This window comes from Pseudoclavibacter helvolus (genome assembly GCF_014191305.1).
Taxonomy (GTDB): domain Bacteria; phylum Actinomycetota; class Actinomycetes; order Actinomycetales; family Microbacteriaceae; genus Pseudoclavibacter; species Pseudoclavibacter helvolus.
Map to the genome: position 1 here is coordinate 229,034 of NZ_JACHWJ010000002.1, position 15,632 is coordinate 244,665.

The 15,632-nt window shown below is 68.2% G+C and carries 14 protein-coding genes and 1 pseudogene; 6 read left to right on the plus strand and 9 right to left on the minus strand.

Annotation, left to right across the window (positions count from 1 at the left end; all coding sequences use genetic code 11):
- Positions 1-325: 325 nt before the first annotated feature.
- Both FHX72_RS07970 and FHX72_RS07975 read right to left on the minus strand, forming a co-directional pair.
- Positions 326-1,288 carry an anti-sigma factor gene (locus tag FHX72_RS07970; protein ID WP_183624255.1) on the minus strand — a complete coding sequence of 321 codons (963 nt, stop codon included), beginning with the start codon at positions 1,286-1,288 and terminating at the stop codon, positions 326-328.
- The gene (locus FHX72_RS07975; protein WP_338110083.1) at positions 1,281-1,685 is read right to left on the minus strand and encodes an RNA polymerase sigma factor; all 405 of its coding nucleotides are present in this window, start codon (positions 1,683-1,685) and stop codon (positions 1,281-1,283) included. Before FHX72_RS07975 ends, FHX72_RS07970 begins: the two co-directional genes overlap by 8 nt.
- A 361-nt stretch (positions 1,686-2,046) precedes the next feature.
- Between FHX72_RS07975 and FHX72_RS18870 the strand changes: the two genes are divergently transcribed.
- From FHX72_RS18870 to FHX72_RS07985, 3 genes are all read left to right on the plus strand, one after another.
- Complete coding sequence (locus tag FHX72_RS18870; RefSeq protein WP_244964108.1) at positions 2,047-2,430, plus strand: CHRD domain-containing protein; 384 nt, start codon at positions 2,047-2,049, stop codon at positions 2,428-2,430.
- A 163-nt stretch (positions 2,431-2,593) separates the two neighbouring features.
- Positions 2,594-2,785, plus strand: coding sequence for a hypothetical protein (locus FHX72_RS18875; RefSeq protein ID WP_244964109.1), 192 nt, complete (start codon positions 2,594-2,596; stop codon positions 2,783-2,785).
- Complete coding sequence (locus tag FHX72_RS07985) at positions 2,782-3,471, plus strand: class F sortase (protein WP_338110084.1); 690 nt, start codon at positions 2,782-2,784, stop codon at positions 3,469-3,471. Before FHX72_RS18875 ends, FHX72_RS07985 begins: the two co-directional genes overlap by 4 nt.
- 25 nt (positions 3,472-3,496) lie before the next feature.
- Here FHX72_RS07985 and FHX72_RS07990 read toward each other — a convergent pair whose 3' ends face one another.
- A complete protein-coding gene (locus FHX72_RS07990) occupies positions 3,497-3,667 on the minus strand; it encodes a hypothetical protein (protein WP_156475731.1) in 171 nt (56 codons plus the stop codon).
- A gap of 249 nt (positions 3,668-3,916) precedes the next feature.
- Between FHX72_RS07990 and FHX72_RS07995 the strand changes: the two genes are divergently transcribed.
- Positions 3,917-4,579 carry an RNA polymerase sigma factor gene (locus FHX72_RS07995; protein WP_235812735.1) on the plus strand — a complete coding sequence of 221 codons (663 nt, stop codon included), beginning with the start codon at positions 3,917-3,919 and terminating at the stop codon, positions 4,577-4,579.
- Positions 4,580-4,674: 95 nt separating this feature from the next.
- Here FHX72_RS07995 and FHX72_RS08000 read toward each other — a convergent pair whose 3' ends face one another.
- From FHX72_RS08000 to FHX72_RS08015, 4 genes are read right to left on the minus strand one after another with little or no spacing between them, the layout of a single operon-like run.
- The gene (locus FHX72_RS08000) at positions 4,675-5,601 is read right to left on the minus strand and encodes a carbohydrate ABC transporter permease (RefSeq protein WP_068480546.1); all 927 of its coding nucleotides are present in this window, start codon (positions 5,599-5,601) and stop codon (positions 4,675-4,677) included.
- The gene (locus FHX72_RS08005; protein ID WP_183624257.1) at positions 5,601-6,536 is read right to left on the minus strand and encodes an ABC transporter permease subunit; all 936 of its coding nucleotides are present in this window, start codon (positions 6,534-6,536) and stop codon (positions 5,601-5,603) included. The genes FHX72_RS08000 and FHX72_RS08005 overlap by 1 nt, the downstream gene beginning before the upstream one ends.
- A gap of 1 nt (position 6,537) precedes the next feature.
- Positions 6,538-7,824 carry an ABC transporter substrate-binding protein gene (locus tag FHX72_RS08010; protein WP_068480544.1) on the minus strand — a complete coding sequence of 429 codons (1,287 nt, stop codon included), beginning with the start codon at positions 7,822-7,824 and terminating at the stop codon, positions 6,538-6,540.
- A gap of 35 nt (positions 7,825-7,859) precedes the next feature.
- Complete coding sequence (locus FHX72_RS08015) at positions 7,860-10,034, minus strand: alpha-galactosidase (RefSeq protein ID WP_338110085.1); 2,175 nt, start codon at positions 10,032-10,034, stop codon at positions 7,860-7,862.
- Between the two features lie 125 nt (positions 10,035-10,159).
- On the opposite strand from FHX72_RS08015, the gene FHX72_RS08020 reads away from it, so the two are divergent.
- Complete coding sequence (locus tag FHX72_RS08020) at positions 10,160-11,272, plus strand: ROK family transcriptional regulator (RefSeq protein ID WP_183624258.1); 1,113 nt, start codon at positions 10,160-10,162, stop codon at positions 11,270-11,272.
- Between the two features lie 211 nt (positions 11,273-11,483).
- Entirely contained in the window at positions 11,484-12,935 is a 1,452-nt protein-coding gene (locus FHX72_RS08025) for a plasmid pRiA4b ORF-3 family protein (RefSeq protein ID WP_183624260.1), read from the plus strand.
- Here FHX72_RS08025 and FHX72_RS08030 read toward each other — a convergent pair.
- Together FHX72_RS08030 and FHX72_RS08035 are read right to left on the minus strand one after the other, a co-directional pair.
- Positions 12,932-13,669, minus strand: a pseudogene (locus FHX72_RS08030) (MerR family transcriptional regulator); the annotation flags it as partial. The gene FHX72_RS08025 and the pseudogene FHX72_RS08030 sit on opposite strands and share 4 nt — an antisense overlap.
- Before the next feature lie 28 nt (positions 13,670-13,697).
- Positions 13,698-14,942: an MFS transporter gene (locus FHX72_RS08035; RefSeq protein WP_183624264.1), complete on the minus strand. Its 1,245-nt coding sequence runs from the start codon at positions 14,940-14,942 to the stop codon at positions 13,698-13,700.
- Between the last annotated feature and the right edge of the window lie 690 nt (positions 14,943-15,632).

A 15,632-nucleotide genomic window follows, 5' to 3' on the forward strand; every position in this document is an offset into this window, starting at 1 on the left:
AGCAGAGCACGGACCACCGACGCTGCGCACCACGGCACCACGGCACCAAGGCGCCGCGGCACTTCGATCCGAGTTGCTCGCACCTGTCACCGGGGCGAGTTGTCGCATCACGAGTCGTGCCGAGGTGCGCTGTGTCGGTCTGTCGATAGCGACGGCCGCCGCTCGGGAGTGGCGCTTGCGCCAGCGTGTCGCGCCGCCGCTCGTGTCCCGTGCTCCTTGTGTGAATCTCCCGTGACTTGGGCGTGACGCCGTGCCATCCGCCTGTCGCCCTCTGCTTCCACGCCGCTCCCGCAGTCGGCCGCGTGCCTCTGGATGCGTGAGCTGGCTACCCCTCGACGCGCGGCAACGCCGCCGATGCCACGACGTCGCCGCTCTCTGCGCGGATTTCGACACTCGTGACCTCCTCGCGGAGGGCGGCCGCGTTCACGGCGCAGTTGATCTCGACTTCGGATCCGAGGAAGGTTCCAGAGCCGACCTCCTCGCCGGCCTCGTCGTCGACGACGACTGAATAGAACTCGCCACTCGGCAGGCCGGTGACGGTCAGCAGGGTCTCTGTGCCCCAGGTGTGCGCGACGACGCTTCCGTCGATCTCGACCCCAGACGGCTCTCCCTGGAAGTTGACGGCTTCAACCGCGCCGAGGGTGCCGGGGCCGCCGACCGGAGGTGGGGTGTCCGCCCGTGGGAGGTGGAAGTCTCCGACAGCGCCGATCACGAGCCCGGCGGCGGCGACTCCGAGGAGCAGCCCGCCTCCGAAGCGGGACCGCCGCAAAGGGGTGATCCGCGCATCCTGCTGGCCGGGGATCCGCGTATCCTCCGGGTCGCTCACGGTGCCGGCGCCAGCCTCGCGCCCGCGACGTGTGGCTTCCGATGGCCCGGACCCAACAGGTGTCCCCACGGCGCTCGCATCTGCAGTTCTGGCCTCGTCCGTTCCCGACTCGTGCGCTCCCGGTTCGTCCGTTCCCGACTCGTCCGTTCCCGACTCGTGCGCTCCCGATGCTCCGGCTCCGGCTCCAGTTCCAGTTCCAGCTCCAGACGCCCCACTCCCACCCCTGTCTGCGGCCGCGATCCCCAGCACCCGCTCGCGCAGCTCCTCGCTGGGTGACGCCTCCATCCAGTCGGGCAGCCCAGAGATGTTCCCGGTCAGTCCCTGGAGCTGAACCAGTTCGGCGTCGATCGTGGGGTCGGAGGCGCGCATCCGCTCGAATTCGGCCGCTTCGGCTTCGGTCAGTTCGCCCACGAGTGCGGCGGCGATGAGCTCGGCGCGGCGGTCTGCGTTCTGGTCAGGCACGAGCTCCTCCTGGTTCGTCGAGGTGGCCGCGGATGGCGCGGAGGCCGTAGAAGACGCGGGTGCGGAGAGTGGCGACGGGCACCCCACAGCGGGCGGAGAGCTCAGCGTAGCTGTAGCCCGTCAGGTGGATGGCGACGATCGCTTCGCGCTGTTCGTCTGGCAGTCGGGCGAGGGCTTCGGTGAGTCCGAGCCCGGTGAGGGGGTCGGGTGTCTCGGCTGCTGGTTCGCCGGCCCCAGTCGGGGGACCGCTCGCAGAGACGCGGGGCAATCGTTCGCGGGCGCGGAGGGCGTCCGCGATGACGTTGCGGGCGATGGCGAACAGCCAGGTGCGCTCCCCGCCCTTGGCGGGGTCGAAGCTGTCGCGGGCCCGCCACGCGCGCAGGAACGTCTCCTGCACGCAGTCCTCAGCCAGCGCGCGGTCGCGGAGGGCGTTGACGTTGAAGCCGAGGACACGCTGCCGTGGTCGCGGAATGCCGACTGGAGGTCGAACGAGTGTGGCGCATCCGCCATCCGTGCGTGTCCTCTCGTCGTCGTCCCCCTTGCGCGGTCAACGATAACGGCAGTGCTCACAGCTCCTCCCTCCAGCGACTCAACTGCGGTTGGTAGAGGGGTGTACTGCCTTACTGCGTGCCGCGTTCAGAGTGTCCCCGAAAACTTTCTCGAAAAAGTCTGGGGTCGGATGAACGCGGGAGGGCTTCACGCCGTATGCCCCTGTACAACGGCTCCACCGGGGAGCTGCGAAGCAGGAAGGCACCCTCATGCCCAAGCACACGTTCGCGAAGTCGCTCACCCTCGGCGCCACAGCTGTCGCCGCCATCGCTCTTGTCGCCGCCGCGCCCGCAACCACGGAGACGGAAGTCTCCGAACCCGACTCGTTCACGAGCGCCTACACGGTCATGGCGACCCCGGACGCGGTCATCAACAACGATGGCGACGTGACGCCGGGAGAGCCCGGTTCGATGGGTCAGTTCGACTTCCGCATCAACTCTGACCTGAACATCATCTGCTACGACATCACCCTCACTGGCGTGACGGGGGAGTACGAGAGCCCCGCGAAGACGGCCACGCACATTCACGAGGCGGCGGAGGGGGCAGGCCGGCCCGCCGCGCATCGCGTTCCCGAACCCCACCGACAACGGTGACGGCACGCGCACGAGTAGCGGCTGCCTCGAGGGTCCGTTCACGACGGGTCTCAACAGCGACGCTGGCACTGACACGGGCGATGGGTTCACGCTCAAGCAGATCGAGGCGAACCCGGCCGGCTTCACGGGCGACTCGCACACGGCTGACTTCAAGGCCGGCGTCGTGCGCGGCCAGCTCGTGCAGGTTCCGATCGGCGGCGTCGACACCGGTGCGGGCGGCGTAGCTGCCGGTGGCGCTGCTGCTGCCGGTGGTCTCGACGCCACGACGCTCGGCTTCCTCGGCCTCGGTGGCCTCGCCGTTGTCGGCGCGGCTGGCGTTGCAGTTGCGCGCAAGGCTCGCGCAGCGGGTCAGTGACCACACATCTCGATTGGTTGCCGGGGCGCGCACTGCGCGTCCCGGCGCTCGCCGTTGCAGCGTTGCTCCTTGTGAGCGGATGCGCGGCCGCGCCGAGCGGGGAGGGTTCAGCATCCGAAGGCACCCAGTCGCCGGCGGCCTCTGCCGAGGCAACTCCGGCGGCACCGTCCGAGGCGGCGACCGTTGCGCCGGCGCCCGAAACCCAGCCGCCGGCCGGGGCGGGCGGCGTCGAGGTCATGCCCGAGGGCATCGAGCCGACCGCCGTCTCGATCCCCGCCATCGACGTGGAGGGCACGCTCATCGACCTCGGCATCGCCGCCGACGGCAAGATGGAAGTGCCCGTCGATTTCGACGAGATCGGCTGGTTCACGGGCGGCGGCAAGCCAGGCGGTCGCGGGCCGACCGTCATCGCCGCGCACGTCGACGGCCTCGCCGGGCCCGCCGCGTTCTTCCGTCTCGACGAGCTCGCTCAAGGGGACGTGGTGAGCGTCACCGACGCAGAGGGCGGCGTCACGAGCTACGAGGTCACCGAGGTTGTCACGGTCGAGAAGGCCGAGTTCCCCACAGCGCGCGTCTTCGGCGCAGTTCCGGGCGACGAGCTCCGCCTCATCACGTGCGGCGGCTACTTCGACCGCGACATCGGCCATTACGATAAGAACGTCGTCGTGTTCGCAACGGCAGTCTAAGAACAGCTGGCGTCCGGCGCCGCGCTCAGAAGAACGTGCTGATCGCCGTGATGATGCCGGCGCTGATGATGATGCCGGTGCCGCAGATCGCGATCGCCTCCAGGGGGAGGGTGCTGCGTTGGTAGGCGTCCCAGAAGCCGTCGGCTGTGGTTACCTGTCGGCTCTCAGCTTCGTGGTCGATCCTCGTCTTGGGCATATAGCTAGTCTAACTAACTATTCCCGCGAAGCAAGGAATCGCCGACGTGGATGGGATGAACGCAGTTGGAAACGAACGTCAGGCACCGGGGTGCGGCTGCTCGAAATCCCGATACGGCACGGCTCCGAATGGTTTGCGGATGTGTCGAAGCATCCGGGTTCTGCTCGCCGCTCTCCATGACGGGGGATTCTCTCCCCGTGGCGGCTTCCAAGCGTCCGACTGAAAGCTCCAGAAGTGAGGTCCGTGACGATGCTCACGCTTGAGGCCGCACCGGCAGTAGCCGTAGCACCAGCAGCGACGGCCGTAGCCGTCGTGAGGGAGATGCCGTCCGTCGCCCGCACGAAGGCCATGGCTCAGTTCCGGAGCGTGGCCGCCCCCGGCGACAGCGACGAGTTCCTCGCGGGGCTCGCGTCGCTCGGCGATGCCCGCGCGTTCGACCTGCTTGTGCAGCGATACCGAACCCTCATGTACGTCTGCACCCGCCGGCGCCTCGGTTCTGACGCCGAGGCCGACGATGTCGTGCAGGAATCGCTCGCGCAGGCATGGACCAAATTGTCGACCCTCAAGGACCTCGCGGCCGTGCGGTCGTGGATGCTGCGCATCGTCGCATGCCGCAGCGTGGATGTGCTCAGGCGTCGCCGCGAGCACGACCGGGTCGATGAGTGGGAGCCGGCCGCGTCGGAGAACGAGTCGCCGACGACAAACACTCAGCTCGCGCTCCTCTCCGCAGCTCTCCATGTCGCCCTCTCGAACCTCCCCGAGCAGCAGCGCCGATGCTGGGTCTCGCGGGAGCTCGAGTCCATGAGCTACCAGGGCATCGCGGACCAGCTAGAGATTCCCGTCAGCACCGTTCGCGGTGCCATCGCGAGGGCGCGCAAGGCGCTTGCGGTTGCGATGGCTGACTGGCGCTAGGAGCGCGCCACCCGGCCCGCACAGACAAGACGTGGCCCGGACCACCTCTCGGGTTTTCCGGGCCACGCCCTGCCACGCGCATCCATCGTCGTCTGCTACTTGATCGACCCCCGCGTGACGCCGGAGATGACCCAGCGCTGCGAGAAGATGTACACGATTAGCAGGGGCGCCATGGCCATGAGGTACGACGAGAACGCCACCGTGTAGTCAGTGTTGTATTGGCCCTGGAACACGTACTGGGCCAGCGGCAGCGTGCGAGCGCCCGGGTCGGTGAGGATGACGAGCGGCATGATGAAGTCGTTCCACGCCCACACGCAGGTGAGGATGCCGACGGTCGCGTTCATCGGTCCGAGCAGCGGGAAGATGATCTGCCAGAACACTCGCCACGTGGAGGCGCCGTCGATGCGGGCTGCTTCCTCGAGCTCCATGGGGATGGAGCGGATGTAGGCCGTGTAGATGAACACGTTGAGCGAGAGGCCGTAGATCGTGTAGAGCACGATGAGGCCGAACGGGTTGTCGAGGCCGAGCAGTGACGTCTGCTTGACCAGCGGCAGCATGATGATCGGGAACGGCACGAAGAGCGCAGCCAGCAGGTAGAAGTAGACGCCCTTGAAGAAGCGCTTCTGCAGGTTGCGCGCCAGCGCATACGCGACCAGTGAGCTCGTCAGCAGCGTGAAGATCACCGACCCGACCGTGATGAGGCCCGTGTTGAGCAGCGCCTGCGGGAACTCGGTGCGCTCCCACGCGTCGGCGAAGTTCTCCCAGCGGATGGGCCACGGCAGCTCGAAGCCGGTGCCGTTAGCGACCTGCTCCGGAGTCTTCAGCGCGACCGCAACCGCGAGATAGAGGGGCACGAGGACGGTGAGGGAGCAGACCGCGATGAGCGCGGTCGCCCACCAGTTGGTCTTGCGGCTGTCGTCGTCGCTCTCGCGGACGCGCTTCCGGCGCACACGACCGACGGGCTTGTCGGGGAGCGGGGCTGCCGCGAGTTCCTGCGCGGCGGTGGTGGTTGCAGTTGACATCAGAAATCGGCCTCTCGACGCTGAAGGACCCGGAATTGCAGGAGGGAGATGACGGTGATGACGATGAAGAAGATCACCGCGTTGGCGGTCTGGTAGGCGAACTCGCCGCCCGAGAAACCACCGCGGAAGATGAGCATCGTCACGGACTCTGTAGACGTGCCGGGCCCGCCGTTCGTGAGCGAGATGATCGGGTCGAAGACCTGCAGGAACCCCTTCAGGCTCAGCACGACGTTGATCGTGAAGAACGCGCTGATGAGCGGGAAGGTGATGGCGGTGAACTGCCGCCACGGCGAGGCCCCGTCGAGGGAGGCGGCCTCGTAGAGGTCGCCCGGGATGGTCTGCAGGCCGGCGAGGTAGATGATGATCGAGAATGCGCACGACTGCCAGACGGCGAGGATCACGATCGCGACCCACGCCAGGTCGGGGTTGGTGAGGATGTTCTCGGCGATGAACGGGATGTTCGGGAGCAGCTGCGGCAGCGAGTTCGAGAAGATGAACTGGAAGACGTAGCCAATCACGAGGATCGCGAGCACGTACGGCACGAAGAAGACGCCGCGGAAGAAGTTCCGCGCCTTGATCTTCGCGTGCAGGCCGAGCGCGATGGCGAGCGAGATGACGTTCGTGAGGATGGTGGCGACGATCGCGAACAGGAACGAGAAGCCGTACGCCTCCAGCACCCGGTCATCCCGGAACAGGTTGACGTAGTTTGCGAAGCCGACGGCGTTCCATTCCCCGTAGCCCGCATAGTTCGTGAAGCTGAAGAAGATGCCGACGATCATGGGAACCGTGTGGAAAGCGGCGAAGGCGATGACCGCGGGCCACACCATCCAGTAGTAGCTGGAGCCGGTGCGCGAGCCCGTGTTTCGGGTGCGGGATGCGCGTTTCGTCTCGGGTCCGGACGCTGTGGTCCGCACCGCTTGCGTGAGCGTGGCCATGTCAGTCCTCCGTCAGCGGGATCGTCCGGGCGGCGACTTTTCGCCACTCGTTGTCGAGGGTCGCGAGGGCGGCGGAGCCGCCGTCGTTCGCGAAGAGGGACTCCTGGATGATGCCGACGAGGGGAATCGCTGGCGGCACCTGGTGGTCGATGAAGCCCGTGATCTTGCCGGCGTCGAAGTAGGGCTTGACCGACTGCAGGGCGGGGTCGTCGCTCGGCTCGGCCCCGATGATGGACGGGATCATGGTCTGGGAGGCCGCGTACTCCTCGACGGTCTCTTTCTCGAACATGAAGTTGATGAAGCGCAGCGCCTCCTCCTGGTGCGGCGTGTCCTTCGCCATCGTGACGACGACGTCGACGCCGGAGACGAGCATCCGGTCGTCCGGATTCTCCGGCACCGGGTAGGGGAAGATCGCCGCGTCGATGTCGGGGTTGATGTTCTTGACGGGGCTGAGCGCCCAGATGCCCTGCATGAGCATCGCGACCTCGCCGTTGGCGAAAAGGGCGCTGCCGTCGTCGTAGGAGGCGCCGCGGTAGCCGTCCTGCGTGTAGCCGAAGAGCTGCTGCTGCTTCGCCATGGTGTCAGGGAAGTCCTGCTCGAACGAGACCGCCGAATCGGGGCCAACCGCGTCCCCTTCGGCGCGCATGTCCTCGAAGAAGCCGTCCTGGGTCGCGTAGGCGCCGATCGCGTTCCACGAGGGCATGCCCGTCCAGCTGTCGGCGAGGGTGCCGGCGAACGGTGTGATGCCAGCGGCTTCGAGTGCGTCGCACGCGGCGATCAGCTCGTCCCACGTCGTCGGCACCTCGATGCCCTGCTCCTCGAAGATCTCCCGGTTGTAGATGATGCCGTTTGCGTTGTTGACGTAGCCGAGGCCGTTGACCTCACCCTCTGCGTTGCCGAGCTCGGCGAGGATCTCCTGCACGGCGGGGCTCACGGTCTGCAGCACGGGGTCTTCGCTGAAGTCGTGGAAGACGCCGGCCTCGGCGAGGCGTCCGAAGTTGCCGTTCGCATTGAGGGTGATGACGTCGGGCGTGCGGTCCTTCACGAGCAGCGTGCGGATCGCCGTCTCCGAGTCGGCGATCTGGTTCTGCACGACCTTGATGTCGGGGTTCTCGGCCTCGAAGTCGGCGATGATCTTCGCGAAGTCCTCGATCGCTTCTCCCTTGTACTGGAAGAAGTTGAGGGTCGTCACCCCCTCGTCGGCGTCGGTGCTGCAGCCGCTGAGGCTCGCCGAAAGGGCGAGGACCCCGACGGCGACCGCGGCCACCCTGGTGAATCTCTTCTTCATGTGCGCCTCCTTGCGCGTTCCGAGCTCGCCGCCGGTCAGGCGGTGAGCTCGATGACGATGCCTTGTTGTGGGTTCTGCACGGGTGGGCGCACTCCGACGATGGAGAGCATCCGCCCGGTCAGCACGGTGTTGTGGTGGGCCCAGGCCAACGGTGACTGGGCGGGTGATTCGGTGATGCCGCCCGGGGTGACCAGGCGCACCTGGTACTCGCGGTCGGGGTCGAGGCCCGGCAGCCGGACGCGCCCGGCGGGGGAGGAGATGAGGGTCTGCGTCTGCGCGACGGTGAAGTAGGCGCGGCTCTGGTCGTCGGAGATCACGCCGCGCACGTCGAGGCCGGGGTCGGCGGTGTCGACCTGCACGGATGCTCCCGTGGCGACGAGTGGACGCACCTGCTTGGAGAGTTCCACCCATTCGGAGACGGTGGCGCGCTCGTCGTCGGTGAGGGTCGTGAGGTCCCACTCGATGCCGAAGTGGCCGAAGAGGGCTACGGATCCGCTGAACGCGAGCGAGACGGTGCGGCCCGTCGAGTGCACGTGGGGAGTGGTGAGGTGCATGCCCATGAGCTCGGGCGGCACGACGAGTGAGGTGTAGCGCTGGTTCTCGAGCCGCTCGACGGGGTCGAGGCAGTCGCTCGTCCAGACGCGGTCGGTGCGGTCGAGAATTCCGAGGTCGACTCGGGCGCCACCGGATGCGCAGCTCTCGATCTCGAGGCCCGGGTGGGTCGTCTTGAGCTCGTCGAGCAGGCGGTAAAGGGCGAGCGTCTGCTCGTGGACGCGCGCTGCCTGGCCAGGGCCCGCGCCCGCGTCGACCAGGTCGCGGTTGTGGTCCCACTTCAGGTAGGCGATGGGGTACTCGTCGAGGAGCGCGTTGAGGTGCTCTGCGATGTACGCGTAGGCGTCGGGGTTGGCGAGGTCGAGCACCTGCTGCTGGCGGCCCGACGGTGGCAGCGTCGTGCGGGAGCGGAGGATCCAGTCGGGGTGCGCCCGCGCGAGGTCGCTGTCGGGGTTGACCATCTCGGGCTCGACCCACAGGCCGAACTCCATGCCGAGGGCCGTGACCCGATCGACGAGTGGATGCAGGCCCTCGGGCCAGACCCCGGCATCCACGGTCCAGTCGCCGAGGCTCGAGGTGTCGTCGCGGCGGCCGTGGAACCAGCCGTCGTCGAGCACGAACCGTTCGACGCCGACGTCGGAGGCAGCGTCGGCCAGGGCGAGCAGCTTGTCGAGGTCGTGGTCGAAGTAGACGGCTTCCCACGTGTTGAGGGTGACGGGGCGTGGCCGCATCGGGTGCTGCGGGCGGGCGCGCCACTCGGTGTGGAAGCGGGCAGCGAACTCGTTGAGGCCCTGCCCCCACGAGCCCAGCACCCACGGTGAGGAGAGTTCCTCGCCGTGGCCGAGCACGATCTCGCCGGGGAGGTAGAGCTCGCCGCCGCCGAGGAGCGATTCTCCCGTCGTGGCGCGCTCGGCGAAGGCGCGCTGGTTGCCGCTCCAGGCGACGTGGATGCCGTGCACGAGGCCAGACTCGAAGCCGAAGCCGGGGGTGCCGGCTGCGAGGAGCAGCGTCGAGTCGGCGCCGGGGCGGCCACGACGGCTTTCGCGGAGGTGGGTGCCGAAGGTCAGCTCGCTGCGCTGGGCGGAGCGTTCGCGGAGGTGGCGGCCCGTCGTGTCGAGGATCTCGGTCGCGTCCCAGGGGAGCGGGAACAGCAGGTTGAGTGCATCCACCGTGTACGGCGTCTCGCCGACGTTGCGGATCGTGATGCGCTGGCGCAGGAGGCCGCTCGCCCCGAGCTGGAGTTCGACGCGGGCCGTGAGGCCGCCCTCGTCGTCGGTGAGGAAGATGGCGATGCCGTCGGAGGTCGTCTCGGTGCGGGGGGATGCGCTGCTGGGGGCCGTGAAGCTCGTCGAGAAGGACAGGCCGCCGCGGTGGCCGGCGAGGGTCGGGGTGCCGAACCAGCCGTCGGCCGCCGTCGTGACGGTGCGGAGGCGGGGCGTCTCGTCGAGGCCGCCGGAGACGCGCTGGGGGCGGGTGGCGATCGCGAGGGAATCGAGGGTGGACGCGTCGGCCTCGCCGAGGTCAGGCCCCCAGTGCACGATGGCCGGAATGCTCCCTGTCTGGGCGTCGATGACGACGCTCGTGCCGCCCCGGCGCAGGTGGATGGCGCCGTTGCGGGTCACGGCCGAGACGAGGACGTCGTTGTCGAGGGAGTGCACGGATTAGTTTTAGCACGGAAGTAATCGCGGGGGCAACGACAAGTTTCTCCAGTCAGAGCACCCGCGGGAAGCCGACTTCGTGCCACAATGGAAGTAACTGATCGATGTCGAGGGGGTGGCGACCAATGGTTGCAAGCGGCGAGATCGCGGTGGCTCGGGCTGTCCTCATCCACGGGCCGCTGTCGCGCACGGCCCTGACGACGAGGCTCGAGCTGTCACCTGCCAGCCTCACTCGCCTGGCGAAGCCGCTCATCGACAAAGGCTTCCTCGTGGAGCTCGGCGATGTCGCCGACGGTTCCGTGGGCCGCCCATCCCGCCCGCTGGATGTCGCTCCCGACGCGGGCAGGTTCGTCGGCGTGAAGCTCACGGGCGAGCACCTTTATGCCGTGGCCACCGGCATCCGGGCTGAGCCGAAAGCCTCGCACGACCAGCCGCTGAGGAGCCGTAGCCCCGACGACGTGGTGTCCGACATTGTTCGCAGCGCCGAGGCGCTGGATGTGACCGACCTCAGCGGGGTCGGCGTGAGCCTCGGCGGGTTCATCCGCAGCGGCGTTGTGGAGAGCGCACCGTTCCTCGAGTGGAGTGGCGTCGACCTTGGCGGGATGCTGTCGTCGCGCCTCGGCGTGCCGGTGACGGTCGAGAACGACGTCGTGGCACTCGCAGAGGCGGAGCGTTGGTTCGGCATGGGACGCAACCTGCCCGGTTTCGTCGTCATCACGGTTGGCGTTGGCGTCGGCTACGGGCTGGTTGTCGACGGGCAGACGGTGCGAACCGTGGATGCTGGGGCTGGCACGGGCGGGCACATACCGCTCGCCGCATCCGGCCCCGTCTGCCCCGACGGGCACCGCGGATGTGCGCGAGCGATGCTCACGTCTGACGCGATCGCCGCTCAGGTGTCGACGGCGCTGCAGCGGCCGGTCACCTACGACGAGGTGCTGTTGCTCGCCGCGTCCGGCAAGGCTGCGGCGAGCACAGTGGTCGAGGCAGCGGGGGACGCGCTTGGCCGCTTCATCTCGCTCGCCACGAACCTCACGCTGCAGTCGTCGGTCGTCCTCGCCGGTGAAGGCGTTGGGCTGTACGACCTCGTCGCCGACCGGGTGCGGGCAGTTGTCGATGCCGAGCGCGATGCGCAGGCGGAGCCCGTGCGGATCCACGTCGACCGGGCGGGGTTCGGCGCCTGGGCGCGCGGCGCTGCCGTTGTCGCGATCCAGACGGCGATCACGCGACTGCCGGCGTAGGGCAGGAAAGCCGCCGCTTCTAGCTAGCTTTGGCCTGCTATTTCCTTGGGCAACGTCTGGCGAGGCTCGGGACGGACTGAGCTGACGCGTGTCGCCCTCGGCAGGTCCGCCGGCGGTTTCGTGCGCGCGCGCTCAGGCCGCCCCGGAGGCTACTGGCAAGATGGTCGCGTGCCCTGGCGCGGGCAACCAGGACAGCGAACAGGACGTGCACATGACTTCGCAGGATTTCGGGTTTCCGGACGCGGACAAACTCATCCAGCAGATGATCGCTGGAGCGTCGCCAGATCAACTCGCGGCCATGTTCGGCGGCGTCGGCGACGCGCTGAACGACTATCGTCGCCCCGAACCGAAGCTACTGCCGGTGCCCGCCACGACTCGCGGGTTCCGCATCCGCGTCGACCTGCAGCGCACGAAGCCGCCTGTGTGGCGACGTATCGAGGTTGCGGGTGACATGCTGATGCCGCGCCTGCATGAGGTAATTCAGGCGGCGATGGGATGGACGGACAGCCACCTGCATCGGTTCCGCACGGGCCATGAGCGCAACGCGCCCGAACTGCTGACGCAGTTCGACCTCGACGAGGGCGACGAGGGGATGCTCGAAGACGGGGTGCGGCTCGACCAGCTCGTCGCCAAGGTCGGCGACCGCCTCTGGTACGACTACGACTTCGGCGACGGGTGGGGCCACATCCTGCGCGTCGAAGAGGTGCTCGAGGAAGCGCCCCCTGTCGCGACGTGTGTTGCGGGTAAGTTGGCGTGCCCGCCGGAAGACTGCGGGGGCCCGTGGGGATACACGGAACTGGCAGACTGGGTGCGGGGAGGGTTCGCGGAAGAGTTGCGCCCGGAGGTGTTCGAGTCGGCCCGTGAGGCGAAAAGCTGGCTGCCAGAGGAGTGGCACCCGGACGTGTTCGACCTCGCTGAAGCCAACAGTTGGGTTTCGGAAGTGTCACGCGAAGCTGGGCCCGTGGGCGAAGAGCTGTCGTCGCTCCTCAACGCGGAACGGCGACACCGAATTGGTGCGTTGCGTGCCCGCCTCGCGCTTCCCTCATCGGCCGGTGGCACCGAAGTGGGTGCGGATGCGGCGGACAGGCTGACAGCGCCGTTCCGGGTGCTGCTCGAGGTTGTCGGCGACGGAGTGCCGCTGACCAGCGCCGGCTACTTGAAGCCCGCGCACGTCGAGGAGATCGCGCGGCGCACCGGCGTGAGCGAGTGGTGGATCGGCATGTGCAACCGGGAGGACCAGACCTGGCCGGTCGCGCAGCTGCGCAACGCGGCACGAAGCCTTGGCCTGGTCGCGGTTCGCAAGGGCCGCATGGTGCCGACTCGGGCCGGACAGGCGGTCGCCGGAGACCCGCAGGCGCTCCTCGCGCACATCCAGAGTCGGCTGCCGCTCGGGTCTGCCCCGCACGACCGGCACTCCGGGTGGAGCGCACTCGCAGTGGTGGGGAGCGAATCGCGTGCGGAGGAGTGGCGCGCCCAAGTCAGCGAGGTTCTGTTCTCGCTCGGGTGGCGCGATGGAAGCGACCACTATTCGGCCCCGCCGGCCGAGAGTAAGACGATGGGCGTGTTGGAGCTCCTCGCCGGCGCGACCCGCGCGGGTCGGCGGCTGCGCGGTGTTGACGCCGACGTCGCCGCGTTCGCGAGGGGCGCCACCCGACGGATCTAAGCCGGGGCCGCCTGCCCACCCTCTGCCGCATCCAGCCGCTCGCCGACGACCGCCATCGCACGCTGCTGGGTGGGGTTGAGCATGGACGCCGAGTACTCGTCGAAGAGCCTCGCCGCGTCGGACAAGTTGAGGTCTGGGGCGTCCGTGCGGAACGCCTCGACGACCTGCTCGAAGGTCGTGACGAAGCGTTCGATGAACGCGTCGAACCTGTCTTGGCTGGTGTGTTCGTCGAGTTCGTGGAACTCGGCGGCAATCGCGATGATCTGCGGCACCAGCGCAGGGTCGCTGAGCTGCTCGTAGTAGCCGACCAGGTGCGGCATCCCCTCCTCGCCGACGAGGTGCGCGAGCAGCACGGTCTGGTCGCGGTCCATCTGCTCGAGCTCGGGGGAGAGGTGGCTGGAGAGGGTGCCCATGAAGGCGGCGAGCTCCGGCGGCAGGTCCGGGGTCGTGGGGAGGCCGCGTAGCTGCGCGATGAGCGCCCGCTGCGCGGTCAGCCTCTCGATCTGAGCAGCGAGCTCGGCGTCGAGCCGGTCGAGCATCGCGGGCGTCTCGGCACCGTCTTCGTCGAGGAGGTTCGGCATGTCCTCGAGGGCGATCCCGAGGGCGGCAAGGCGGCGGATGCGCAGCACCCGGATCAGGTCGTGCACCCCGTACTGCCGGTACCCGTTCGAGGTGCGGGGCGGCTCATCCAGCACCCCGAGCTGGTGGTAGTGCCGCAGCGCGCGCACCGTGACGCCGGCGCGGCGGCGAGCTCACTGCTGTTCATCGCACTCCACCCGCGTTCACGCTCGCTGACTGGGGTTCCAGTGTACGAAGCGGGCGGGCGGCGAGGCCGTAGACGAACGCGCATCCCCAGGCTCCGAGCAGCACAAGCGCGGCGGCGTTGACGCTCGCGTACTCGGTGAGCACGGCCACGAGCATGATGCCAACCGACGGGGCCGCCGTCGTGAGGGCGTTCTGGGTGCCCATGATGCGGCCGCGCAGCTGCTCGGGGATGCGCTCGATCATGAGCACGCCCATGAGGCTGCCGAAGAGTCCGCTCGCGGCGCCCAGCACGAAGGCGCCCGCGAACGCGATCCACACCGAGGTGAGCAGGCTGATGAGGCCGATGCCGATCGTCGTGCCGATCATGCCGATTACGAACCAGGCCCGGCGCGGACCGCGCGTGCCAGCGAAGGCGTAGGCGCCACCGCCGACGAGCATTCCGAGGGCGAGTGCGCTGAGCACGAACCCGAGGAGCCCTGGCTGGTCGACGAGCTTGAAGTAGACGGGCAGCACGAGCCCCTGGAGTCCCGCGAGCACAAACACCGATACGAGGCTGAGCGCCGTGGTGGCGACGAGGAAGGGGCTGCGGAACAGGGCCCGCCAGCCGTCGCGTAGCTGCGACCATCCGCTGCCTGTTGGGGTGAATGCGCGCGAGCCGTCGTCGGCGACGAGAACGCCCACCGCCTTCGGGATGAGGAGGGTGATGAGGGCGGCGAGGAGTGAGGTGGCGGCGGTGATCCAGAGCACGGTGGAGCCGTCGAAGAGCACCATGAGGGTGCCGGCTGCGGCGGGGCCGACGAAGATGGCGACGGCGCTGAGGCTTTCGCGCAGGCCCATGAGGCGTTCGGCGCTGAGGTTGCCGTGGCGCACGATTGCGGGGAGGAGGGCTTCGCGGGCGGTCATGCCGGGCACGTCGCCGAGGGATCCGATGATGCCGAAGAGCACGAACCAGCCGAGGTTGAGCCCGGAGACGAGGTCGACGATCGGGAGCGCCGCGATCGAGGTGGCGGAGATGAGGTCGGTGACCACGGATGAGGTGCGCCGGTTGATGCGGTCGATGACGACCCCCATGAAGAGGCCGGCGAGCACGGCCGGGATGGCCGTGGCCGCCGCGACCGTGCCCGCCCCGAGGGTGCTGCCCGTCGTCGAGAGCACGATGAGCGGGAGGGCGATGCCGGCGATCGAGTTGCCGAGCAGGGACAGGACGTGCGAGGCGAGGTACGTGACAGGCAGGAGGTTCATGCGGTCAAGCAGAAACTATGACGTTGGGGCGGGGTCAAGTGGGTGGGGCGATGCTCTGCCCTCAGACCGGACGAGGCTGGGGCAGAGCGCAGGCTGCGTCACTGGGCGAGTAGCATCGTCGGACCGGTCTAAGGAGGAGCATGCGTCGAGTACGGCCGACCTTGCGGGTGATGAAGTCGTTGCCCGAGACACCTGCCATTTTGGAGGTGCTCTCCGCCATTGCTCGGGCCAAGTCGCTGGCCTCGGCGGACGAGTCGGCTCGGATACTCAAGCGGCTTGACCTTTATGCGCTCGATTGCGACCTCCTCAAGGATGCTCAGCGAGAGATCGACTCCGGCACTCCGTCCAAGCACGGTGAAGCTACCAAGTCCTTTGGTGCGACTGTTGTCGAGGCACGCGACCGATCGGGCGCTGGTTACCGGGGCGCTGTCGTATTCGACGGTCACGGTGACCCTTGGCTGGTGTACGCGGAGCGCCACGATCGGTTTCACGCGCACGTCGCGGAGGTGCTGAAGCTTGGCCAGCGTGAGGGTGCGGCGACGCCGGCCTACATGCCCTCGCGGTTCGAGTATTCGCTCCGTGAAGCTGAAGAGAGCCGCCAGGCCCTGCACGACGTCCAGGTCGACCTCGTCCGAGTCCTGTGCGACGGACTGCGGTCGACTGTTCGAGATGCACGCGAAGTGGTCTTAG